The organism is Microbacterium sp. LMI12-1-1.1, assembly GCF_040676455.1.
GTDB lineage: Bacteria > Actinomycetota > Actinomycetes > Actinomycetales > Microbacteriaceae > Microbacterium.
Genome location: NZ_JBEGIA010000012.1, coordinates 537,784 through 558,006, shown reverse-complemented (window position 1 = coordinate 558,006; position 20,223 = coordinate 537,784). Strand labels below are relative to the sequence as shown.

The window sequence follows — 20,223 nt, the reverse complement described above, 5'->3', positions numbered from 1 at the left end:
CGGCATCCGGGATCACTGACGTCAGTTGGGGTAGATGGGGATGCGGACGTTGTCGAACTCGGCGCCGGTGAGGATCGCGAAGATCTCGGCGTCCTCGTCTTCGAGGCCGTTGACCGCCGTGACGACGCCGCGCGGCGCCATATCCATGGTGCAGACCTGGTCGGCGGGCGGGGTCACGAAGGTCACCGTGACCTCGGTGGCGCTCGTCGCCTCGGTGTTCTCGATCGCGGGAGCGCACGAGGATGAGCCCCACGACAGGATCACGAACTGGCCGTCGACGTCCGTCCAGCCGGCGCTCGGCAGGTAGTCGGTCTCACCGCCGACGGCGAGCCCGGGGACGCCTTCGAGGTCGGTGTCGCCGTGCCAGCCATCGCCGGTCACCTCGATCTCGACGCCCTCGGCGGGGTCGACGCCCTCGGGGGTTCCGACGAGGGAGACGCGCGGGACGAGGTCACGCGTGCAGGCGGTGTCGCCCTCGGCGTCGACGAGCGTGACCGTCATCACACCGTTCGCGTAGGTCGCCTCCTCGGCGATGGGCACGCAGGTGGAGCTGCCCTGCGTGACGATGCCGACCATGCGGCCGCCATCGAGCCACGCCGCGTCGACCTCCTGCTCGGTGCTGTCATCGTCCTTGGCGGTCGCGGACGACGACGGCGTTCCGCCGGAGCCGGCGGGCGACGCACAGGCGGTCAGGAGTCCGGCGGCGAGCAGCGCGAGGCCGATTCCGGCGACGAGGGAACGGGAGCGGATGGGCATGCGAGAGCCTCCTCGAGATTCGCGGAGGCCATCACCCGCGGCATCCGTCACCCTTATGGTGTCGCAACCGGGGCGGAAATCTCAGTAACGACGGTCACGCGCCGGTCACGATCCGCCGGGAGAACGCCTCATTGCAGCGCCGAGGTGAGCCGGGCCAGGTTGTCGAGCACGGTCGATCGGAGCGGCTGCTTCTCCCACTCCTCGAGAGTCAGCTCGCGGCTGAGCGAGCGATACATGTCCTCCACAGTCCGCATCTCGCGCACGAATTCCTCGCCGCGCACGAACAGCGAGATCTCCATGTTGAGACCGAAGGAGCGCATGTCCATGTTGCTCGACCCGATGATCGCCACCTCGTCGTCGATGGTGAGGCTCTTCGTGTGCAGAATGTAGGGCTTCTCGTACATCCAGATCTTGACGCCCGCCCGCAGCAGCGCCTCGTAGTAGCTGCGCTGTGCGTGGTAGACGATCGCCTGGTCGCCCTCCTCCGACACGAACAGCTCGACATGGATGCCGCGCTGGCACGCCGTCGTGATCGCGAGCAGCAATGCCTCGTCGGGCACGAAGTACGGGCTGACCACGATGATCTTCCGCTGCGCGGCGTAGAGCAGGCCGGCGAAGAGCTTGAGGTTGTTCTGGAATTCGAAGCCCGGACCCGACGGCACGATCTGGCAGTCGAGGTCTCCCGGCCCGCTCGTCACGTCGAAGAGGTCGATCTGCTCGGTGAGGACCTCGTCGGTCTCGCTGTACCAGTCGCTCAGGAAGACGGCGTTGACCGATGCCACGACCGGGCCCTCGATGCGCGCCATGAGGTCGACCCAGTGCAGACCGCGGCGGATGTTCTTGCGCAGGTTGTACGTGGAGTCGGTCACGTTCTGCGACCCGGTGAACGCGACGCGCCCGTCGACCACGAGCAGCTTGCGGTGGTTGCGCAGATCAGGACGCTGGTACTTGCCGCGCAGCGGCTGCACGGGCAGCATCAGATGCCACTGCGCGCCCATCGCGCTGAGCCGCTTCAGCGTCCGCCGGTAGTGCGGCTTGCCGCGGTTCGCCCAGTGGTCGAGCAGCACGCGCACCGTCACACCGCGTTCGGCCACCTCTTCCATGGCCCGGAAGAAGTTGTCGGTCGCGGCATCCGCCTGGAGGATGTAGAACTCGACGTGGACGAAGCGCTCCGCCTGACGGATCGCGTCGGCCATCGCATCCAGGCTCTCCTGGTAGACGGGGATCAGGTGCGCCGCGTTGTCGCCGGCGAGGGGCATGGCGCCGAGGTTGCGGTTCAGCGTGACCAGCGACGTGAACCAGGACGGGGCGTGCGGGCGCAGCGTGCCGAAGTCGAGCGACGCGCTGGTGTCGTGGATGTAGTCGTTGATGCGCTCCTGCTTGCGCCGCCGCTTGCGCGGCAGTCGTGGGTTGCCGATCAGCAGGAAGAGGAACACGCCCACGATCGGGATGAAGTAGATCGCGAGCAGCCACGCCATCGCGGCCGTCGGACGCCGGTTGCGCGGGACGATGATGATCGCCGTGACACGGATCACGATGTCGACGATGAAGACGAGCACCACCCACCACGTCGCATCGAACGTGATGGTGATCATCGAGCGGGGCCTCTCGGCGAGGGTCGGCGGACCGGATTGATCGAACGGACCGGCGGATCGGACAGTGTGCTCACACTATCGGGGGTGACGGACGCCGCCTCGCACGCGGGAGTGTCGGGCGCCCAGGTGCGGCGGCATGCAGCGTCGTCGCGCGCCGCATGCGGCGCGCGGCGGGGTGCGCGTCAGCCGTCTGCGGAGGTGGAGCCGGAGGCGACCGGCGGGAGTCCGCGCTTGGCGCGCTCCTCGGCCTCGACCTTCGCGTACACGCGCCGTTCGGTGCGGTCGGCGCGGATGATGCTGCGGAGCACGAAGAAGAAGATCAGCGACACGAGGACGGTCGGCAAGAGCGTCCAGAGCGCCGCGACCCAGTAATCCATGCCTCCAGGATACGCGGTGCGGGTATCCCCTTCCTCCCCAGGAGTTGCACGCAGGCGGACGACCGCACGTTCTCCACACACGCGGCTCCCTTCCTCCACAGAAGGCCCCGAGTGAGACGTACTCGCGGGCTTCGACAGCTCGGCCGCATCCGCCTCCCGCGCACGACCCTCATTCGTCAGGCTCGTCACTCATGACCCCCACCGTCGTGAAAGCCGCGGATGCCGCGCAGTTCCTGTCCTTCGTCCCGCGCATGCTGGGCTACCACCCGACCCGGAGCCTCGTGGTCATCCCGTTCCACGGTGCGCGGAGCCTCGGCGCCATGCGGTTCGACCTGCCCGATGGCGACGCCGAGTCGGTCGACAGCGTGGCCGCGACGGTGACCGGCATGGCGTGCCGACTGCCAGAGGCAGATGCCGTCGCCGCGATCGCGTACACCGACGTGCGGTTCCACGGGAGCGGACGGATGCCGCACCGCGAGCTCTTCGCCGCGCTCGAGCGCCGAGCCGACGCCTGCGGTCTGCGGGTCACCGACCTGCTGTGCGTCGCCGCCGACGCGTGGGGCTCGTATCTCGACCACGACTGCCCGCCGGAGGGCAGGCCCCTCGGCGACCTGGCCTGGAACGGACCGAGCGGCGTGCCCGCACCCGCCGGCGATCAGGGGACAGGGGCCGAACTGCCCGAGTGCTCGGCCGAGGAGCGCGCGAGCGTGGCGAAGGCGATGGTCGCGTTCGGCGACGCGGTGGCTGTGCTGTGCGGTCCGGATGCGGGCAGCGGTCCGAATGCGGGCGGGGAGCCGCCCGAACGCGCCGCACGGCGGACGGTGCGGGGCTCCGGGCCCGCACCGACGCGAGCCGCGGTCGGCACCGGCGACCTCGGGCCCGTTCCCGCACCGGTGACCGGCATCGTCGAGAAATCGGCATCCGTCGGCGGTGCCCCCTCGCGGGTCGACCCGCAGGCGCTCGCGGCCGTCTGCCGGCTCGACGATCTGCCGGGGTTCTTCGAGGACGCCCTCTCACGCCCGCTCGACGGTGCGGCCATGTACGACACCGCCGCCCTCGTGTGGTGCCTCGCCCGGCCGTCGCTGCGAGATGTCGCGCTGGTGCAGTGGAGCGGCAACCTCGCGCAGGGCGATGAGGCGTTCGACGCACAGCTGCGCTGGGAATCCGGCGAGGAGTACCCGGCGCATCTCGCGATGCGCATGTGGGGCGAGGGCGATCCGCCGGAGCTGTCCCGGCTCGAGACGGCGCTCGCGCTGTCGCGCCGGGCCGCTGCCGTCGCGCCCCGTGAGGCGCGGCCGGGCGCGCTCGCCATGTGCGCGTGGCTGTCCTGGGCGCTCGGACGCTCGACGCACGCCGCCGCGTACGCCGAGCGGGCGTGCGAGATCGAGGCCGAGCACGGACTGTCGCAGATCGTGCTGTCGTTCGTGCACGCCGGCCACCTGCCCGACTGGGCGTTCCGGCGCGCGGGCGCGCGGTGACGCCCCGCGAGGTGCGCGCGGGCGCGCTACTTGACGAGCGGGAAGAGGATCGTCTCGCGGATGCCGAGACCGGTGACCGCCATGAGCAGACGGTCGATGCCCATGCCCATGCCTCCGGTCGGCGGCATGCCGTGCTCGAGCGCCCGCAGGAACTCCTCGTCGATGCGCATGGCCTCCAGGTCGCCGCGCGCCGCGAGCTTGGCCTGCTCGACGAAACGCTCACGCTGGATCACCGGATCGACGAGCTCGGAGTATCCCGTCGCGAGCTCGAAGCCCCGCACGTAGAGGTCCCACTTCTCCACGACGCCGGCGATCGAGCGGTGCTCGCGCACGAGCGGGCTGGTGTCGAGCGGGAAGTCCATCACGAACGTGGGGCGGGTCAGGCCGGGCTTGACGAAGTGCTCCCACAGCTCCTCGACGAGCTTGCCGTGGATCGCGTGCGGCGGCAGGTCGACACCCTCGGCCTCGGCGAGCGCCACGAGCTCGTCGAACGGCGTCTCGGGCGTGATGGTGCGACCGGCCGCCTCCGACAGCGATCCGTACATCGAGAGGCGGTCCCACTGGCCGCCGAGCTCGTACTCCGTGCCGTCGGCCCAGGTGACGGTGGTCGACCCGGCGACCGCGATCGCGGCGTTCTGGATGAGCTCCTGCGTGAGGTCGGCGATGCCGTTGTAGTCGCTGTACGACTGGTAGGCCTCGAGCATGGCGAACTCGGGGCTGTGGGTGGAGTCGGCGCCCTCGTTGCGGAAGTTGCGGTTGATCTCGAACACGCGGTCGATGCCGCCGACCACCGCGCGCTTGAGGAAGAGCTCGGGCGCGATGCGCAGATAGAGGTCGGCGTCGAAGGCGTTCGCGTGCGTGATGAAGGGACGAGCGGACGCGCCGCCGTGCTGCACCTGCAGCATCGGCGTCTCGACCTCGATGAAGTCGTGCGACGCGAACGTCGACCGCAGGCTCGCGTTCACCTTCGCACGGGCGACGACCGTCTCGCGCGCGCGGTCGCGCACGATGAGGTCGAGGAAGCGGCTGCGGACGCGGCTCTCCTCGCTCAGCTCGCCGTATACGTTCGGGAGCGGCAGCACGGCCTTCGAGGCGATGCGCCAGTCCGTCACCATGATCGACAGCTCGCCGCGACGGCTCGAGATGACCTCACCCGACACGAAGACGTGGTCTCCGAGGTCGACGAGCTCCTTCCAGGCCTGCAGCGACTCCTCGCCGACGGCCGCGAGCGACACCATCGCCTGGATGCGGCTGCCGTCGCCGGCCTGCAGGCTCGCGAAGCAGAGCTTTCCGGTGTTGCGGCTGAAGACGACGCGACCCGCGATCGAGGCGGTCACGCCGGTCTCGGCACCGGCCTCGAGGTCGCCGTAACGCTCACGCAGCGCCGGGATCGTGTCGGTGATCGGCACGCCGACCGGGTACGCCCCGCCCGCGGCATCCGTCCGCTCCGCGATCAGACGCTCGCGCTTGGCCAGCCGCACGGCCTTCTGCTCGAAGACTTCTTCTTCGGTCGGCTCGGCGGTCTCGGCAGGCGAGGTCGTGTCGGTCACGGGATGGGCTCCTCAATGGGGTGTTCGCCGCGGAACGCGGACCCCCAAGTCTATCCGCGAGCGCTTCGCACCTTTCTGAGCGTCCGTCGCCGGGCGATCCCGCACCGCAGGACGCTCCCCCGACCGGACTGGGCACGACTCTTGGCCGGGTGGCCCCCGACGAGTAGGGTCGGGGGCGCTTCTCAGGGTGCTCCCTCGGCCGAACGGATCGAGACCATGTCGCGAGCTCACTCCACGATGTCGGATCGCAGCGGGTTCTGGGCCGTGGCGGCCGCCTTCACGACGGTGACCGCGTATGCGACGGTCCCGACGCCGCTGTACCCGCTCTACCAGGCGGCGGACGACTTCCCCGTCCCGGTGGTGACGCTCATCTTCTCGGCGTTCGCCGTCGGCGTCGTGTTCAGTCTCTTCTTGATCGGCCACATCAGCGACTGGGCGGGAAGGCGGCGAATGGCCATCGTCGCAGTTCTGATCTCGGCCGGTGCATCCGTCGTGTTCATCCTGTGGAGCTCCGTGCCCGGTCTCATCACCGCCCGCTTCATCGACGGCGTGAGTGTCGGAACGCTCACCGCCGCGGCGACAGCCCACCTCGCCGAACTGCGCGCGCGAGCACGACCCGCAGAAGCCGCGATCATCGCCGCCTCCGTCGCAGGAGCGGCCAATCTCGGCGGACTCGCCCTCGGCCCGCTCATCGGCGGGCTCTTCGCCGAGTTCCTCCCCGACCCCCTCGAGCTCCCGCACATCGTGTTCCTCGTGCTCTTCCTCGCCACGGCGGCGGTGCTCCGCGCCGTGCCGGAGACGATCGACACCTCCGCGGCTCGCCCGGCGTACCGCCCGCAGCGGCTCGCCTTCCCGTCCGGATCCCGCTCGGCATTCGCAGCGGCAGGCATCGGCGCGGCCGCATCGTTCGCTCTCTTCGCTCTGTTCACCTCGCTCACGCCGACCTTCCTGCACGAGACCTTCCACGTGTCGGACCACCTCGTCGACGGCGCGACGGTCTTCGCGATCTTCGGCGCTGCGGCAACCGCCCAGCTCGTGCTCGTGCGCGTCGCACAACGGACACAGCTCGTCATCGCGATCGTGTGCTTCATCGTCGGGCTCGTCTCGATCTCGGCAGGCGCGGTCACGCCTGTCCTCGCCCTCTTCATCGTCGGCGGCATCGTCGCCGGCGCCGGCGCCGGGATCATGTTCCGCGCGGCCATCGTCGGCGCAGGAGCGCTGGCCGCGCCCGGCCGGCGCGGTGAGACGCTCGCACTCCTCTTCCTCATCGCCTACGGAGGACTCGTCGTACCCGTACTGCTCGTTGGGTGGAGTCTGACGTTCGCGGACGAGACGACCGTGCTGCTCGTCTTCGCCGCGGTGGTCCTCGTCGCGACGCTCGGCGCCGGCATCGCCATGCGTCGTCAGCTGCCCGAGGCGCGCGCGCAGTCGGGGGAGAGCGCGCGGTGAGAACTCAGCCCAGAGAGCGCCTCCGGGCTTCCCGCACGCCCGATGGGCCCGATCGGACGCTCAGGGGAAGTCGATCGGCTCGCCGAGCGGCACCCACCGGACGCGCTCGCGCACCGCTCCCGGCGCTGCCGCCAGCACTCGGGTCGCCTCGTCCTCCTGCTGCGAGAAGTGGCTCCAGCCCTCGACGTGCACGGGCACGGCCGCACCCGGTTCGGCGAGTCCGATGAGCTCGATCGCGTCGTCGGCATCCATCGTGTAGGCGAGCGGTCCGGTGAGCGGGAACCTCACCGCACCGATGTGCACCAGGGCGACATCGGGGTGCATTCCGGCTGCGACGCGGCGCAGCGCGGGGTACATCACGGTGTCGCCCGTCATCCACAGCGCCGGGTGCGCGGCGCCCACGCCCGCCAGCGCGAAGCCGACGACCGGACCGACGATCGGACGCGTGAACGGGGCGCCGTGCCGGCACGGGGTCGCCGTGACGACGAGGTCGGGCTTGCCCTCGGCGGTGAGGGTGACCGTGTCACCGGCGCGCAGGCCGCGTGCGTCGGGGTGCGCACCCGTGGCCGACAGCCGCTTGGCGCCGGCGACCGTCGTGAGCACCGTGCGCCCGACTCCCAGGCCCGCACGGCCGGCGTCGTCGAGGTTGTCGGCGTGATGATCGTGACTCACCAGCACGAGGTCGACGTCGCCGATGTCGGCGAGGGCGATCGCGGGGCCCGTGGTCTTGCGCGACGTCGTCCCGAGCGCGAACGAGTAGGTGCGCCCCGGCGGGTCGAAGGTGGGGTCGGTGAGGATCCGCCACCCTTCCCATTCGACGAGAGCCGTCGGACCGCCGATCCGTGTGATGCGCATGTCGTCTCCTCGGTCCGGTGTCCGCGCTCAGCCGAGGTAGATCTCGGCGTTGTCGATCAGCCGGTGGCCCGCCACTGTCGCGGCGATGAGCGCGAGCGCGGGTCCGCTGGTGCCTTCGTCGACCGGGAGGAACGTCGCCGGATCGACGACGCTCAAGTACTCCAGGCGGATGCGCGGCTCACCCATGAGCGCCGACTGGGCCGCGGCTATGCACGCGTCGATGCCACGGTCGGCGTTCGCGGCGGCGGCGTCGAGCGCCGCCGGAAGGAGTGCCGCGGCAGCGAGGTCACGGTCCTCGAGCATCCCCACCCGGGTCGACACGGGAAGGCCGTCGTCACCGCGCACGGTCTCGACCGTAGCCACCTCGACGTCGAAGAACAGGTCGCGGATCATGCGGCGCACGAGGAACACGCGCTGCCGATCCCGCTCGCCGTACACGGCGACGTCGGGCTGCACGAGATGGAACAGCTTCGCCTCGACGGTGAGCAGGCCGTCGAAGTAGAACGGGCGCGACCGCCCCTCGTACCGCAGGCCGAGATCGCCGGCGGTGACCTTCGTCGTCGCCGAGCCGTCGGGGAGCAGCTCCTTGGCGTCTGGCGCGAAGACCACGTCGACCCCGAGCGACTCCAGCAGTCGGGCGTCGTCGTCGGGGGTGCGTGGATACGCGGCGAACTCCGCCGGCGAGGCGAAGCGCAGCGGATTGACGAACACCGACACGACGACGATGTCGGCGACCTCACGCGCTCGGTGCACGAGGTCGATGTGGCCGTCGTGGAGCGCCCCGATGGTCGAGATGAGTGCGACGCGGGCCTCTGGTGCGGCGGCGCGGACCTCGGCGAGCCGAGCACGCAGCTCGTCGATGGTGCTGATCATCCTTGGATCGTAGCGGGGGGTTCGCCGGTCACCGGACCAGAGCCGGCCTCGGCGAGCGCGTGGTCGAGCGTGGTGTGCGCGAGCGCCGACAGGAACGAGCCCGGATACGGGATGCCCGCCTCCGCCAGCAGAGCGGCAGCCTGGTGCACGATGGACCGCGAGAAGACCCGCGCCGTCGCGATCGCCTCGCCGTACGCCGGCCGTGCCGATTCGTCCACGACGACGGGCTCGCAGCCGAGTTCCACGGCGAGGGCCTGCGCGATCGGAAGAACGGGTCCGGGTGCGGTGACGGCCGCGTAGGCGCTGGCGAGGGCGCGCAGATCCATCGACGTGCCGCTGAACTCGATCGCTGGATGGACCGCGAGCGGGATCGCGCCCTTGGCCACCGCAGGAGCCAGGATGCCGGCACCCCAGGCCGGATCCGTGTGCAGCACGAGCTGTCCCGGCTGCCACGCCCCGACCTCGGCCAGACCCGTGACGAGCCCTTCGAGCTGGTCGTGCGGCACGGCGATGATCACGAGCTCGCTGCGCCGGGCGACCTCCGTCGCGTCGAGTACCGGGACGCCCGGCAGGATCGCCTCGACCCGCTCCTGGTCGGAGCCCTGCGTGATCCCCACGAGCGCGTGTCCGGCGCCGCCGAGAGCGGCACCGAGCACCGGTCCGACGCGACCGGCGCCGATGATGCCGACTCCGAGTCGTCCGTCACGGGTCATGTGCGATCCTCCCCCGCATCCGCGGCCGGGGGCGCGCCGGCACCCGCGGGCGCCGGCGCGGGGTCCGCGGGCATGAGGTCCGCCGGCTCCGGTGCGCCCGTGTCGTCCTGGGCCCAGCGGTGGGTGCGGTCGGTGAACGCCGCGCGCACCGAACCACGCGCAACGCCGTCGAACAGCGCCAGCGCGCTGTCGCGGTCCACCGCCGCCAGGAACGGCGACACCGGCCCCGCGACGACGTGCGCACGCACGTTCGTCACGCCCGATGCACGGTCGAGCGGCCCCTGGTACAGACCGATGCTCTGCAGGCGGGCGAGCGGCAGGATCACGAGTTTGCGCCACACGATGCCCCGACGCATCAGGAGCACGTCGTCCGTGAGACGGAAGCCGTTGCGCCGGTAGGACAGCGGCACGATCCACCACGCACGCTTCGGCGTGTTCGTGAAGGTGTCGGTCTCGCCGGGTCCGAACATGCCCTCCTGCACGACGAGCGCCCGCTCCTCGTCGGGCAGCCCCGGCTGCAGCAGCCGCAGCACGCGCTCGACGTCGGCGGCCGTGCCGACCGGCAGCGTCGTGGTGAACTGGTCCGTGCTGCCGTCGGCCGCGCTGCGGCCGGTGAGCCGGTTGATGCGGACGGTCCACCAGCCGGCGGGGCGCCACATGATCGGCTGCGTCACCTCGACCGCATGCACGCGGCCCGGGGGGACGATCTCGGTGATGGTGGTGAAGAGGCCGAACGTGATCCGGACGCCGTCGGGCGTCGGGGCGATCGCGTACCGCAGCGAGCGGACGATCGAGCGCAGCCAGTAGGCACCGAAACCGATGATCGCGGGGACGAAGCCGAACAGCAGCCACGTGATGCCCTGGCTGACCCCGATCACGATCGCGATGATCGCGAACAGGAGCCCGAGCGTCGACATGCTGAGGATGTGGGAGGCCACGAGCCGGCCCACCGGGATGTGGACGACCGACTCGAGCTCGGTCACCGGCGCTTCGGGGCCCTCGATGAGGCCGGTGATCTCACGCCCTACCGTCTGGCTCAGCGTCGCGACCCTGCCCGCGCGCCGGGGGCCGGGGGCGCCCGCGGGACCGGCGGCCGCCGACAGGCGACGCCCGGAAGCGAGGCGCAGGATGTCGGCGCGGACGGCTTCCGCGTTGGCCGTGGACAGGTACTCGAGCTTGACGTTGGCGTCGGCCCCCGCGCCGACGACCTCGAGCTTCGCCATGCCCAGCAGCCGCGCGATCATGGGACGGGTGAGGTTGACGCCCTGCACGCGGTCGAGCGGGGCGCGGCGCTGCGTGCGGAACAGGATGCCGCTGCGCACCTCGACGTCGTCGTCGGTGATCCGGAACGTGTGGAAGCGCCACGAGGTGTAGAACACCGCGACGAGCACGATGAGGGCCGCGAGCACCGCGAGTCCTGCCAGCACATAGAGGTTGTTCGCGATGATGAAGTCGATCGGGTCGCCGCCTGCGCCTTCCCACTCGCCGACCTCTTCCTCGATGTCGGGGGCGAGCCACGGCAGGAAGATGAACACGAGGCGATCGCGAAGGTTCGCGAACACGATGCCGATGACGACGATCAGGAACAGCCCGCCGCGCAGCAGCGGCGTGAGCGGGTGGAGACGATGCCACTCGCCGTCACTGAGCGGAGAGCGCACAAGCTGCGACGGGGGCGCGCCCGGGACGCCGGGCGAAGCGCCAGGGGCGCCGGGCGACGCGCCCGGGACGCCGGGCGACGCACCGCTGCCTTCGACGGGGCCGGGGATCGAGGTCATAGACCCGTGCGCCGACTCTCGGCGACCTCGACGAGGTGGTCGCGGAGCGTCTCGGCGGTGGACTGCTCGAGCCCGGGGATGACCACGCCGGTCGCCGCGGCCGCGGTGACGAACTTCAGCTGGGCGATGCCGAAGCCCCGGTCCAGCGGGCCATGGGTGATGTCGATCAGCTGCATGCGGCCGTAGGGGACGGCCACGAAGCGCTGCCACAGGATGCCGCGGCGGAACACCAGGTCGTCGTCGCGGAGCTGGTACCCGATCGAGCGGGCCTGGCGCGGCAGGATCACGAGGGTCCACGCGAGGATCACCGTGAGGATGCCGCCGGGGATCCACGCCCACAGCTGGTGCATGAGCAGCGTGAGCACCAGAGTGGCCGCGATGACGAGCAGCAGGAACGAGCCGGTGGAGATCAGCTGCACCGTCACGTACTTCGGCGAGATCTGATGCCAGACACCGCTTTCGAGCACGAGCCGGTTCTCGGAGCGCGGCTCGGCGATCCGCCCGAACGTGCTCCCCGCCTCAGTGGTCGTGGAGGCGGGGCTCGAGTCCGGGGTCGTCGCCTCCGGGCTGTTCGTCATCGTCGTCCTTCCGGATGGTGCACAGGTGCTCCGCGACAAGACCCGCGGCGACCAGCAGGGCGCCGCTCACGGTCGTCGCGATGACCGCTCCCAACGAGCCTAGCGAGGGCGCGACGGGCCGGGTCGCCAGGAAGACCCACAGCCCTGCTCCCACCCCGCCGACGGCGGCGCCCACGATGCTGGAGGCCTTCGCCAGCATCGCGATGCGCACGGCGCGGAAGGGGTCCACCTTCGACGTCGAGGTGCCGCGCGTGGCGCGGCGGATCGGGATCGCGAGCGCGATGACGAGAGCTCCGAGCAGCACGAGGAGGATCGGCAGAGTGACGGCCGGAGTGAAGGTGGGGCGTCCCGCCGACGTCAGGAGCTGATCGACGATGAAGCCGGCCGCGACGCCGAGGATGGCGGAGATGGCCAGCACGCCGGCACCGGTGCGCTTCATCGTCCTCCCGCCTCACGCAGCCGCCGGAGGGCGTCGTCGACACGCCCCATGCCGGGGAGCACGGCATCGGGGTCGACGGCGAGCCACGGTCCGAGCACGAAGTCGCGCTCGGCGGCACGCGGGTGGGGCAGCAGCAGTCGCGGGTCGTCGCTGACGACATCCCCGTACGCGATCAGGTCGAGGTCGAGCGTGCGATCCTCCCAGCCGGGCTCGCTCGCCGTGCGCGCCGCGGAGCGCACGCGGCCGTACCGCTGCTCGATCGCGTGGAGGTAGCCCAGCAGCACCGACGGGGCCAGGCGCGTGGTGAGGATCGCCACGGCGTTCAGATACGCCGGCGCGGCGGCATCCGGCCCGTCCGGCTTCATCGCGACCGACTCGATCGGCTCCGACACCCGCACGGCGTCGACGAGCGGCACGCGGGCCAGGTCCTTGATCGCGGCCGTCATCGTCTCGGCGCGCTCGCCCAGGTTCGCCCCCAGGGCCACGACGGCCTCGACGGGTCCGCGCGGATGACGCTCGACGTCGCCGTCGAAGCCCTGAGCCAGGCGGCGGTTCATGCGACCTCCCCATCGAGGAGCTCTTCGCGCCGGGCCCGCCGGATCGTGACCGACACGTCGGCGAACGGCACCGTGATGGGCGCCTGGGGCTTGTGGACGGTGACCGCGACCATCCTCACGCCGTCGCGTGCGAGCAGGTCGTCTGCGATGCGGGCCGCGACGCCCTCGATGAGGTTCAGCGGCTCGCCGCCGACCATCTCGACGATGCGTTCGGCGACCTCGCCGTAGTGAACCGTGTCGGCGACGTCGTCGGACTCCGCCGCCTGCGCCGTGCTGACGTAGAGGGTCGCGTCGATCACGAACTCCTGGCCTTCACGACGCTCCTCGGCGAATACGCCGTGGTACCCGAATGCACGGACACCGGTCAGCGTGATCTCGTCGATGAAGTCCATCGGCTTCCTTCCTGCCAGGCGCGCGCAACGGTGAGAGCATCGCGCGTGCCGGCGACATCGTGCACGCGCACCGCCCACGCTCCCGCCTGGGCGGCGAGCGCGCTCGTCACCGCCGTCGCGAGATCCCGGCGGGCTTCGGCGGCATCGGCGGGGTCGTCCGCGAGCGCCTCCGCGAGGAACTTCTTGCGGCTCGTGCCGAGCAGCACGCGCGGCCCGACACCGACGAGCCGGTCGAGCCCGCGCAGCATCGCCCAGTTCTGGGCGCCCTTCTTGCCGAAGCCGATACCGGGGTCCAGGATCACGCGCGACGGGGCGATGCCGGCGGATGCCGCCGCCTCGATGCGCGCGCGGAGCTCGGTGACGACCTCGTCGACGACGTCGCCGTACTGGGCCCGCGCGTACATGTCGGTCGAGTGTCCGCGCCAGTGACTGAGCGCGATGTCGGCGTCCGTGGCAGCGACCGCCGCAAGCATCTCCGGGTCGGCCAGGCCGCCCGACACGTCGTTGACGATGCGCGCCCCTGCCTCGACGGCGGCGACGGCGGTGGAGGCGTTCATGGTGTCGATGCTGACCACGACTCCCGCGTCGGCCAGCGCCCGCACGACGGGGAGCACGCGCTCCCGCTCGACGCGCGGGTCGACGCGCTCCGCGCCGGGGCGGGTCGATTCGCCGCCGACATCGAGCAGGTCGGCGCCGTCGGCGCGCAGCCGCAGCCCGTGGGCGACCGCGTCGGCGGCATCGAGGTAGCGTCCGCCGTCGCTGAACGAGTCGGGCGTCACGTTGACGATGCCCATGATGAGCGTCATCCGCGGATCCCCGAAGGCCGCGATGCCCCGATCAGCGCGACCAGCTCGGCACGCGCCGCGGGCTCGGCCAGCTCGCCGCGTGCGGCGATCGTCACGGTCGAGGCATCCGGCTGGCGCCCGCCGCGCATCGTCACGCACTCGTGCGTCGCCTCGAGGACGACCAGCACACCGCGCGCGTCCAGGGAGGCCGCGATCACATCGGCGATCTGCTCGCCGAGACGCTCCTGCACCTGCGGCCGCGACGACAGGATCTCGACGACCTTGGGCAGCGCCCCGAGCCCGACGACCTGCTCGCCGGGCAGATACGCGAGGTGCGCATGACCGCGGAACGGCAGCAGGTGGTGCTCGCACACCGAGCGGAACAGGATGTCGCGCAGCATGACCGCACCGGACGGCAGCGTGTCGGGTGCCGGCCCGCGCGACACCGAGATGGTGCGCGCGAGCGGGGCTGCGGCATCCTCTCCGACTCCCGCGAAGAACTCGGTGTACGCGTCTGCCACGCGCTCGGGCGTCTGCCTCAGGCCGGGGCGCTCGGGGTCTTCGCCGATCGCCTCCAGCAGCTCGCGCACGAGCGCGGCGATGCGCTCACGGTCGACGGCCACGGGCCGAGCCTACGCGGTCGCGGGGCGCGCCTGTCCGGACGGACGACGCTTGGGCGCCTTCTCGGCGGCCGGCTGCTCGGCCTCGACGCTGGCCGCGAGGCCCGCGTCGTCCCGGCGCTGCGGCACGTCGATCGGGGGCAGGGTCGACGGCGGGCGCTGCTCGCTCGACAGCCACTGCGGGCGCGGCGGGAGGCGCTTGACGTCCTTGAAGATCTCGGCGAGCTCCAGGTGATCGAGCGTCTCCTTCTCGAGGAGCTCCAGGGCGAGCTTGTCGAGCACGTGGCGGTTCGCGTTGATCACCTCGTAGGCCTCGTTGTGGGCCTGCTCGATGAGGTCGCGCACCTGCGTGTCGACGCGCTCGGCGATCCGCTCCGAGAACTCGCGGCCGTGACCCATGTCGCGGCCCATGAACACCTCGCCCGACGACTGCCCGAGCTTGACCGGTCCGATGTCGCCGGTCATGCCGTACTCGGTCACCATCTTGCGGGCGATGCCGGTCGCCTTCTCGATGTCGTTCGACGCACCGGTGGTCGGATCGTGGAACACGATCTCTTCCGCGACGCGGCCGCCCATCGCGTAGGTGAGCTGGTCCTGCAGCTCGTTGCGGGTGACGGAGTACTTGTCGTCGAGCGGCAGCACCATCGTGTAGCCGAGGGCCTTGCCGCGCGGGAGGATCGTGACCTTCGTGACGGGGTCGGTGTGGTTCATCGCCGCCGCCGCGAGCGCGTGACCGCCCTCGTGGTACGCGGTGATGAGCTTCTCCTTGTCCTTCATCACCCGGGTGCGGCGCTGCGGGCCGGCGATCACACGGTCGATGGCCTCATCGAGCGCGCGGTTGTCGATCAGCTGCGCGTTCGAGCGCGCGGTGAGCAGGGCGGCCTCGTTCAGCACGTTGGCGAGGTCGGCACCGGTGAAGCCGGGGGTCTTGCGGGCGACGACCTCGAGGTCGACGCCGTCGGCGAGCGGCTTGCCGCGGCCGTGCACCTCGAGGATCTTGGTGCGGCCCTTGAAGTCGGGCGCGTCGACGCCGATCTGGCGGTCGAAGCGGCCCGGACGCAGGAGTGCGGGGTCGAGGATGTCCGGGCGGTTGGTCGCCGCGATCACGATGACGTTGACCTTGGGGTCGAAGCCGTCCATCTCGACGAGCATCTGGTTGAGCGTCTGCTCGCGCTCGTCGTGACCGCCGCCCATGCCGGCGCCGCGGTGGCGGCCGACGGCGTCGATCTCGTCGATGAAGATGATCGCCGGGGAGTTGTCCTTGGCGTTGTTGAACAGGTCGCGCACGCGGCTGGCGCCGACGCCGACGAACATCTCGACGAAGTCCGATCCCGAGATCGAGTAGAACGGCACGCCCGCCTCGCCCGCGACGGCGCGGGCCAGGAGCGTCTTGCCGGTTCCGGGAGGGCCGTACAGCAGCACGCCCTTCGGGATCCGGGCGCCGACCGCCTGGAACTTCGACGGGTCCTTCAGGAAGTCCTTGATCTCTTCGAGCTCTTCGATCGCCTCGTCGGAGCCCGCGACATCCTGGAAGGTGACCTGCGGCATCTCCTTCGTCACGAGCTTCGCCCGCGACTTGCCGAACTGCATGACCTTGCTGCCGCCGCCCTGCGCGCTGGACATCAGGAACCAGAACAGCAGGCCGAGCAGCAGGATCGGGAGCAGGAGCGACAGGAATCCGTCGAACCAGGTGGCGCGCGGCACCGCGTCGTTGAAGCCGTCCTCCGGGTCGGCCGCGTTGACCGCGTCGACGACCTCGGCGGCACGAGCGGTGACGTAGTAGAACTGCACGTCCGTCGCGCCCTCGTACTCCTTCGAGAGCTTCATGTCGACACGCTGATCGCCGTCGGTGTTGACGACCTCGGTGACGGTGTCACCGGAGAGCAGCTCGAGGCCCTCCTGCGTGGAGATCTGCTTCGCACCGTTCAGGCTCGAGATGAGCGAGAACCCCACGATGAGGAAGACCCCGATCAGCAGGACGTAGAAGAGCGGGTTGCGGGTGATCTTCTTGAAGTCCATGGCGCGGGCGAGAGCCCGACCCCTTTCGTCGACGTGCCATCGAGGACAGGAGAGCGCCCGTCGACGGTTGAATCAGGGTATCGCGCGCTTCCTAGGCGTCGACTGTGCATTCGCCCCGGGCGTAATCCCCGCGTCGACGGCGCTGACTACGAGTAGACGTGAGGTGCGAGGACCGCGACGTCGCGGAGGTTGCGGTACTTCTCGGCGTAGTCGAGGCCGTACCCGACGACGAACTCCGTCGGGATGTCGAAGCCGACGTACTTGCAGCGCACCTCGACCTTGGCGGCCTCGGGCTTGCGCAGCAGTGCGAAGACCTCGACGGATGCCGCGCCGCGGGCCGCGAAGTTCTCCAGCAGCCAGCTGAGCGTGAGGCCCGAGTCGATGATGTCCTCGACGATCAGCACGTGCTTGCCCAGGATGTCGGTGTCGAGGTCCTTGCGGATCTGCACGACGCCGCTGGACTTGGTGCCCGCGCCGTACGACGAGACCGCCATCCAGTCCATCGTGATGTGCGTGGTGAGCGCACGAGAGAAGTCCGCCATCACCATGACCGCGCCCTTGAGGACGCCGACCAGCAGCAGATCCTCGTCCGCATAGTCCGCGTCGACCTGCGCCGCGATCTCGTCGAGCTTGGCTCGGATCTCCTCCTCTGTGACGAGGACTTCCGTGAGGTCGCTGGAGACGTCGGCCGCGCGCATGGGGACGAGTCTACGTGCCGGAGGCGTCGGCGCCGCGGACGGTCTGCGGGCTCACCACGAGCACCTCGACGACTTCGGCCATCTCCGGCCGCGTCTGCACCCACGTCACCTCGATGTACCACTCGCCTCCGTCGAGGTCCTTGCGGTACCCGTCGGTGATGCGGGCGCCGCCCTCGGTCTCGCGGACCTTCGACTCACGCCAGCCGTCGGCGGTGAGCCCGGCGGCGATCGCCGCGGCCGCGTCGGCCGAGGCATCCGTCTCCGCCGCGAGGTTGAGGCTCTCGCGGGCCTGCCACCAGGCGGGGTCGGATGCCGACGCCGATCCCTCGGCCGGGGCGTATCTCGGTTCGGACTCGGCGAAGCCGGACTCGGGATCGAGGTCCGCCGGAATCAGCGCCACCGTCTCGCTGAGGAGGCGGTCCGCCTCGGTCTGGTACTCGTCGAGCCGGCTTTCGGGCGTCATGCTGCATCCTCCCAGGGCGAGCGCGAAGAGGGCGACGGCGACGGCGGCGAGGAGTCGGCGCACGGCTCAGTCGACCTCCGTGTAGACGGGTTCGTAGTCGTCGCGGTCGATGCCGTCGATCACGATCGGCTGCCCGCCCGCGACGATGATCTCGTTCTCGGCGTACACCTCGGCCTGTCCGCCGGTGATCACCGCGACCATGTTCTCGAACGCCGTCGATCCGGGTGTGTACAGCGAGCTGTGGCTGTCGATCGCCGACGGCATGCCGTTGCCGGGGACGTTGTAGTCCTCGATGTCGTCGCTGTCGGCGCGCGCGGCGTCGATCACGCCCGTCTCGAGGCGCGTGACCCCGCCGGCGGTGAGAGTCGACTGCCCGTGGAGGGCGTGCAGGTCGCCCTCGCTGCCCTGGATGAGCCCGACGACCATGTCGTTGCGGCTCATCATCGCGTAGTGGGGCACGTCTGAAGTATGGGGGAAGTCGTCCACTCCCGAGACACCGTCGCCCATGCCCGCTGCGGCGACGTAGAGCACCCGGTCGGCGCGCAGCCCCGCCGCTTCGGCGAGCCCGACGGCCGCTCCGCCGTAGCTGTGGCCGAGCACGGTCAGCGTCGCGCTGCCGGGGACGGCGATGCCGGCGGCGAAGTCGCGCAGCCGCGGCGCGAGGTCGTGCGAGTACGACGTGCTCATCGCCTCGGGGATGGACTGCGGGAACGCCCCGCCCGCCCACTGGAACACCGCGGTGCTGGGGCCGGCGGCCGCCTGCAGGTCGGCGGCGCGGTCGTCGCCGAAGTCGGTCATGTTGGATCCGGTGCCGGGAACCGAGACGGCCACCGAGCGCACCCACGACGGAATGTCGCCGGTCACGGGGTCGAGGGGCCCGTGATAGGTCGCGATGGCCTGGTGCGCCGGGTCGAAGACCACCACCCGGGCGCCGGTCTCGGTGCGCACCGCCCCGGTCTCGTCGACGACCTGGATCTCCTGCGTCAGCAGACCCTCGTAGTAGTCGATCAGGCGCTGCTGCTCGGCGATGAGGTCGTCGTACACCTGCTCGACGGCGCCCTGGCCCTGGTAGGAGCGGTCCACAGCAGCGTCGCGCAGTCGTTCCAGCCGTTCGATCTCCGCCTCGCGGGCCGCGATCTCGTCCTCGATGTTGAGGCGGTTCGCGGCGACGCGGTCGCCGATGGGAATGCCGTCGAGATTGCCGATGACGTGCGGCGATGCGGCGATCAGCGCGTCCTTCTCCGCCCGGTCGAGGCTGTCCCAGACCTGCCTGATGAGCTCGGGGTCGCCGAGCGCGGCGATCTGCTCGGCTGTGACGGCGTCCGTGTCGCCGGCCCACAGCGCCGTCGCCGCGACGAAGCCTCCGGCACCTACGACACCGTCGTGGGTGATCTCCGCGATGAGCGGGATGCCGGCCAGCCGAGCAGCCGTGTCGTGGTCGAGCTGGTCGCGTTCGTCGCGCAGCGCGTTGTACGCGTCGCGCGAGCCGCGGTAGTCGTCGATCGCCCCCTGCCAGCGGTCGAGGAGCGAAGGGTCGTCGAGATAGAGCCACGACGGGAGCACGTCGTCCCATTCCAGCGCCCAGCCCACGGCGAACTCCGACGCCGCGTTGAGCGCGATGGAACGCCGGGTCTGGATCGCCGCGTGATCGGACTCGGCCTCGTCCCGCGCCGACGCGGCGCGGCGCTGCAGGTCGGCCAGCGCGTCGGCGTACTCATCGAGCACCACGGCCGCCTCGTCGGCGGCGTCCGCGACGTCGGTGAAGCGGCCGGCGGCCACGGTGATGGGCGGCCTCAGCGCGTCCACGCTCACGGCCGTGACAGCGGTGAGCGCGCGCAGCGCGCTGTGCGCGTGGGTGCTGCGGTCGCGCTCGGCACCGGCTCGGGCGCGGAAGAACGCGGCGAGATCACGGATCCCGTCGACGCTGCCCTCGCCAGGGTCAGCCGCCAGGCCCGGCAGCGTCATCCGGAGGCCCCGGCCAGCTGGGCATCGAGTGCGCGGAGTTCGGTGTGGACCGTGTCGACGTCCACCGACAGGTCGTGGCCGACACCGGCGAGAGCGCTCATGGCGTGACGGATGACGGCGTCGACATCGCCGAGGGCCGACTCGACGACCGGCGACCCGAGGACGCCGAACGCGGGACAGAACCCGTCGACCGAGGCGTCGCCCGCCTTCTGCAGGCTCAGTACCGCCTCGGCGAAGTCCGAGTCTGCGAACTCGACGTCTGCCATGATCGCCACCCTATCCGGGC

The 20,223-nt window shown here is 70.8% G+C and carries 21 protein-coding genes; 2 read left to right on the top strand and 19 right to left on the bottom strand.

Features of this window, described 5'->3' with window-relative positions; translation table 11 throughout:
* Window positions 1–21: 21 nt before the first annotated feature.
* The 3 genes from MRBLMI12_RS11105 to MRBLMI12_RS11095 form a co-directional block, all read right to left on the bottom strand.
* Complete coding sequence (locus MRBLMI12_RS11105) at window positions 22–756, bottom strand: hypothetical protein (protein WP_363356532.1); 735 nt, start codon at window positions 754–756, stop codon at window positions 22–24.
* A 128-nt stretch (window positions 757–884) separates the two neighbouring features.
* Window positions 885–2,351 carry a cardiolipin synthase gene (gene cls / locus MRBLMI12_RS11100; protein ID WP_349426027.1) on the bottom strand — a complete coding sequence of 489 codons (1,467 nt, stop codon included), beginning with the start codon at window positions 2,349–2,351 and terminating at the stop codon, window positions 885–887.
* A gap of 182 nt (window positions 2,352–2,533) precedes the next feature.
* Complete coding sequence (locus tag MRBLMI12_RS11095; RefSeq protein ID WP_349426026.1) at window positions 2,534–2,728, bottom strand: hypothetical protein; 195 nt, start codon at window positions 2,726–2,728, stop codon at window positions 2,534–2,536.
* 191 nt (window positions 2,729–2,919) lie between these two features.
* Here MRBLMI12_RS11095 and MRBLMI12_RS11090 point away from each other — a divergent pair, with 191 nt between their 5' ends.
* The gene (locus MRBLMI12_RS11090; protein WP_363356531.1) at window positions 2,920–4,206 is read left to right on the top strand and encodes a DUF4192 family protein; all 1,287 of its coding nucleotides are present in this window, start codon (window positions 2,920–2,922) and stop codon (window positions 4,204–4,206) included.
* Between the two features lie 26 nt (window positions 4,207–4,232).
* Here the strand turns inward: MRBLMI12_RS11090 and lysS are convergent, their stop codons facing one another.
* A complete protein-coding gene (gene lysS, locus MRBLMI12_RS11085; RefSeq protein WP_363356530.1) occupies window positions 4,233–5,756 on the bottom strand; it encodes a lysine--tRNA ligase in 1,524 nt (507 codons plus the stop codon).
* A 216-nt stretch (window positions 5,757–5,972) separates the two neighbouring features.
* Between lysS and MRBLMI12_RS11080 the strand changes: the two genes are divergently transcribed.
* Entirely contained in the window at window positions 5,973–7,205 is a 1,233-nt protein-coding gene (locus MRBLMI12_RS11080) for an MFS transporter (RefSeq protein WP_363356529.1), read from the top strand.
* Window positions 7,206–7,265: 60 nt separating this feature from the next.
* Here MRBLMI12_RS11080 and MRBLMI12_RS11075 read toward each other — a convergent pair whose 3' ends face one another.
* From MRBLMI12_RS11075 to MRBLMI12_RS11005, 15 genes are all read right to left on the bottom strand, one after another.
* Window positions 7,266–8,060 carry an MBL fold metallo-hydrolase gene (locus tag MRBLMI12_RS11075; RefSeq protein WP_363356528.1) on the bottom strand — a complete coding sequence of 265 codons (795 nt, stop codon included), beginning with the start codon at window positions 8,058–8,060 and terminating at the stop codon, window positions 7,266–7,268.
* A 27-nt stretch (window positions 8,061–8,087) separates the two neighbouring features.
* The gene (gene panC / locus MRBLMI12_RS11070; RefSeq protein WP_363356527.1) at window positions 8,088–8,933 is read right to left on the bottom strand and encodes a pantoate--beta-alanine ligase; all 846 of its coding nucleotides are present in this window, start codon (window positions 8,931–8,933) and stop codon (window positions 8,088–8,090) included.
* Window positions 8,930–9,646, bottom strand: a complete 717-nt coding sequence (locus MRBLMI12_RS11065; RefSeq protein WP_363356526.1) for a Rossmann-like and DUF2520 domain-containing protein — start codon at window positions 9,644–9,646, stop codon at window positions 8,930–8,932. The genes panC and MRBLMI12_RS11065 overlap by 4 nt, the downstream gene beginning before the upstream one ends.
* Window positions 9,643–11,421 carry a PH domain-containing protein gene (locus tag MRBLMI12_RS11060; protein WP_363356525.1) on the bottom strand — a complete coding sequence of 593 codons (1,779 nt, stop codon included), beginning with the start codon at window positions 11,419–11,421 and terminating at the stop codon, window positions 9,643–9,645. Before MRBLMI12_RS11060 ends, MRBLMI12_RS11065 begins: the two co-directional genes overlap by 4 nt.
* The gene (locus MRBLMI12_RS11055; protein WP_349426018.1) at window positions 11,418–11,999 is read right to left on the bottom strand and encodes a PH domain-containing protein; all 582 of its coding nucleotides are present in this window, start codon (window positions 11,997–11,999) and stop codon (window positions 11,418–11,420) included. The genes MRBLMI12_RS11060 and MRBLMI12_RS11055 overlap by 4 nt, the downstream gene beginning before the upstream one ends.
* Window positions 11,941–12,438: a DUF3180 domain-containing protein gene (locus MRBLMI12_RS11050; protein WP_349426017.1), complete on the bottom strand. Its 498-nt coding sequence runs from the start codon at window positions 12,436–12,438 to the stop codon at window positions 11,941–11,943. Before MRBLMI12_RS11050 ends, MRBLMI12_RS11055 begins: the two co-directional genes overlap by 59 nt.
* On the bottom strand, window positions 12,435–12,995 hold the full coding sequence (gene folK / locus MRBLMI12_RS11045) for a 2-amino-4-hydroxy-6-hydroxymethyldihydropteridine diphosphokinase (RefSeq protein WP_363356524.1): 561 nt from the start codon (window positions 12,993–12,995) through the stop codon (window positions 12,435–12,437). Before folK ends, MRBLMI12_RS11050 begins: the two co-directional genes overlap by 4 nt.
* Window positions 12,992–13,387, bottom strand: a complete 396-nt coding sequence (gene folB / locus MRBLMI12_RS11040; protein ID WP_363356523.1) for a dihydroneopterin aldolase — start codon at window positions 13,385–13,387, stop codon at window positions 12,992–12,994. The genes folK and folB overlap by 4 nt, the downstream gene beginning before the upstream one ends.
* Complete coding sequence (folP, locus tag MRBLMI12_RS11035) at window positions 13,360–14,193, bottom strand: dihydropteroate synthase (RefSeq protein WP_363356522.1); 834 nt, start codon at window positions 14,191–14,193, stop codon at window positions 13,360–13,362. The genes folB and folP overlap by 28 nt, the downstream gene beginning before the upstream one ends.
* The gene (gene folE / locus MRBLMI12_RS11030) at window positions 14,190–14,795 is read right to left on the bottom strand and encodes a GTP cyclohydrolase I (protein ID WP_349426011.1); all 606 of its coding nucleotides are present in this window, start codon (window positions 14,793–14,795) and stop codon (window positions 14,190–14,192) included. The genes folP and folE overlap by 4 nt, the downstream gene beginning before the upstream one ends.
* 9 nt (window positions 14,796–14,804) lie before the next feature.
* Window positions 14,805–16,811 carry an ATP-dependent zinc metalloprotease FtsH gene (gene ftsH / locus MRBLMI12_RS11025; protein ID WP_363356520.1) on the bottom strand — a complete coding sequence of 669 codons (2,007 nt, stop codon included), beginning with the start codon at window positions 16,809–16,811 and terminating at the stop codon, window positions 14,805–14,807.
* Between the two features lie 146 nt (window positions 16,812–16,957).
* Window positions 16,958–17,509, bottom strand: a complete 552-nt coding sequence (hpt, locus tag MRBLMI12_RS11020) for a hypoxanthine phosphoribosyltransferase (protein ID WP_349426009.1) — start codon at window positions 17,507–17,509, stop codon at window positions 16,958–16,960.
* A gap of 10 nt (window positions 17,510–17,519) precedes the next feature.
* Entirely contained in the window at window positions 17,520–17,972 is a 453-nt protein-coding gene (locus tag MRBLMI12_RS11015) for a hypothetical protein (protein WP_349426008.1), read from the bottom strand.
* A gap of 66 nt (window positions 17,973–18,038) precedes the next feature.
* On the bottom strand, window positions 18,039–19,937 hold the full coding sequence (locus MRBLMI12_RS11010) for an alpha/beta hydrolase (RefSeq protein WP_363356518.1): 1,899 nt from the start codon (window positions 19,935–19,937) through the stop codon (window positions 18,039–18,041).
* Entirely contained in the window at window positions 19,934–20,203 is a 270-nt protein-coding gene (locus MRBLMI12_RS11005; protein ID WP_363356517.1) for a hypothetical protein, read from the bottom strand. The genes MRBLMI12_RS11010 and MRBLMI12_RS11005 overlap by 4 nt, the downstream gene beginning before the upstream one ends.
* Window positions 20,204–20,223: the final 20 nt, after the last annotated feature.

Bases quoted from the DNA above. Each gene is read 5' to 3' on its own strand.
- MRBLMI12_RS11055 (WP_349426018.1), bottom strand. From the start codon at position 11,999: ATGACGAACAGCCCGGAGGCGACGACCCCGGACTCGAGCCCCGCCTCC.
- MRBLMI12_RS11015 (WP_349426008.1), bottom strand. From the start codon at position 17,972: ATGACGCCCGAAAGCCGGCTCGACGAGTACCAGACCGAGGCGGACCGC.
- MRBLMI12_RS11010 (WP_363356518.1), bottom strand. From the start codon at position 19,937: ATGACGCTGCCGGGCCTGGCGGCTGACCCTGGCGAGGGCAGCGTCGAC.
- folB (WP_363356523.1), bottom strand. From the start codon at position 13,387: ATGGACTTCATCGACGAGATCACGCTGACCGGTGTCCGTGCATTCGGG.
- MRBLMI12_RS11005 (WP_363356517.1), bottom strand. From the start codon at position 20,203: ATGGCAGACGTCGAGTTCGCAGACTCGGACTTCGCCGAGGCGGTACTG.
- folK (WP_363356524.1), bottom strand. From the start codon at position 12,995: ATGAACCGCCGCCTGGCTCAGGGCTTCGACGGCGACGTCGAGCGTCAT.
- hpt (WP_349426009.1), bottom strand. From the start codon at position 17,509: ATGCGCGCGGCCGACGTCTCCAGCGACCTCACGGAAGTCCTCGTCACA.
- panC (WP_363356527.1), bottom strand. From the start codon at position 8,933: ATGATCAGCACCATCGACGAGCTGCGTGCTCGGCTCGCCGAGGTCCGC.
- MRBLMI12_RS11065 (WP_363356526.1), bottom strand. From the start codon at position 9,646: ATGACCCGTGACGGACGACTCGGAGTCGGCATCATCGGCGCCGGTCGC.
- MRBLMI12_RS11095 (WP_349426026.1), bottom strand. From the start codon at position 2,728: ATGGATTACTGGGTCGCGGCGCTCTGGACGCTCTTGCCGACCGTCCTC.
- cls (WP_349426027.1), bottom strand. From the start codon at position 2,351: ATGATCACCATCACGTTCGATGCGACGTGGTGGGTGGTGCTCGTCTTC.
- folP (WP_363356522.1), bottom strand. From the start codon at position 14,193: ATGACGCTCATCATGGGCATCGTCAACGTGACGCCCGACTCGTTCAGC.
- MRBLMI12_RS11060 (WP_363356525.1), bottom strand. From the start codon at position 11,421: ATGACCTCGATCCCCGGCCCCGTCGAAGGCAGCGGTGCGTCGCCCGGC.
- MRBLMI12_RS11105 (WP_363356532.1), bottom strand. From the start codon at position 756: ATGCCCATCCGCTCCCGTTCCCTCGTCGCCGGAATCGGCCTCGCGCTG.
- MRBLMI12_RS11090 (WP_363356531.1), top strand. From the start codon at position 2,920: ATGACCCCCACCGTCGTGAAAGCCGCGGATGCCGCGCAGTTCCTGTCC.
- MRBLMI12_RS11080 (WP_363356529.1), top strand. From the start codon at position 5,973: ATGTCGCGAGCTCACTCCACGATGTCGGATCGCAGCGGGTTCTGGGCC.
- ftsH (WP_363356520.1), bottom strand. From the start codon at position 16,811: ATGGACTTCAAGAAGATCACCCGCAACCCGCTCTTCTACGTCCTGCTG.
- MRBLMI12_RS11075 (WP_363356528.1), bottom strand. From the start codon at position 8,060: ATGCGCATCACACGGATCGGCGGTCCGACGGCTCTCGTCGAATGGGAA.
- MRBLMI12_RS11050 (WP_349426017.1), bottom strand. From the start codon at position 12,438: ATGAAGCGCACCGGTGCCGGCGTGCTGGCCATCTCCGCCATCCTCGGC.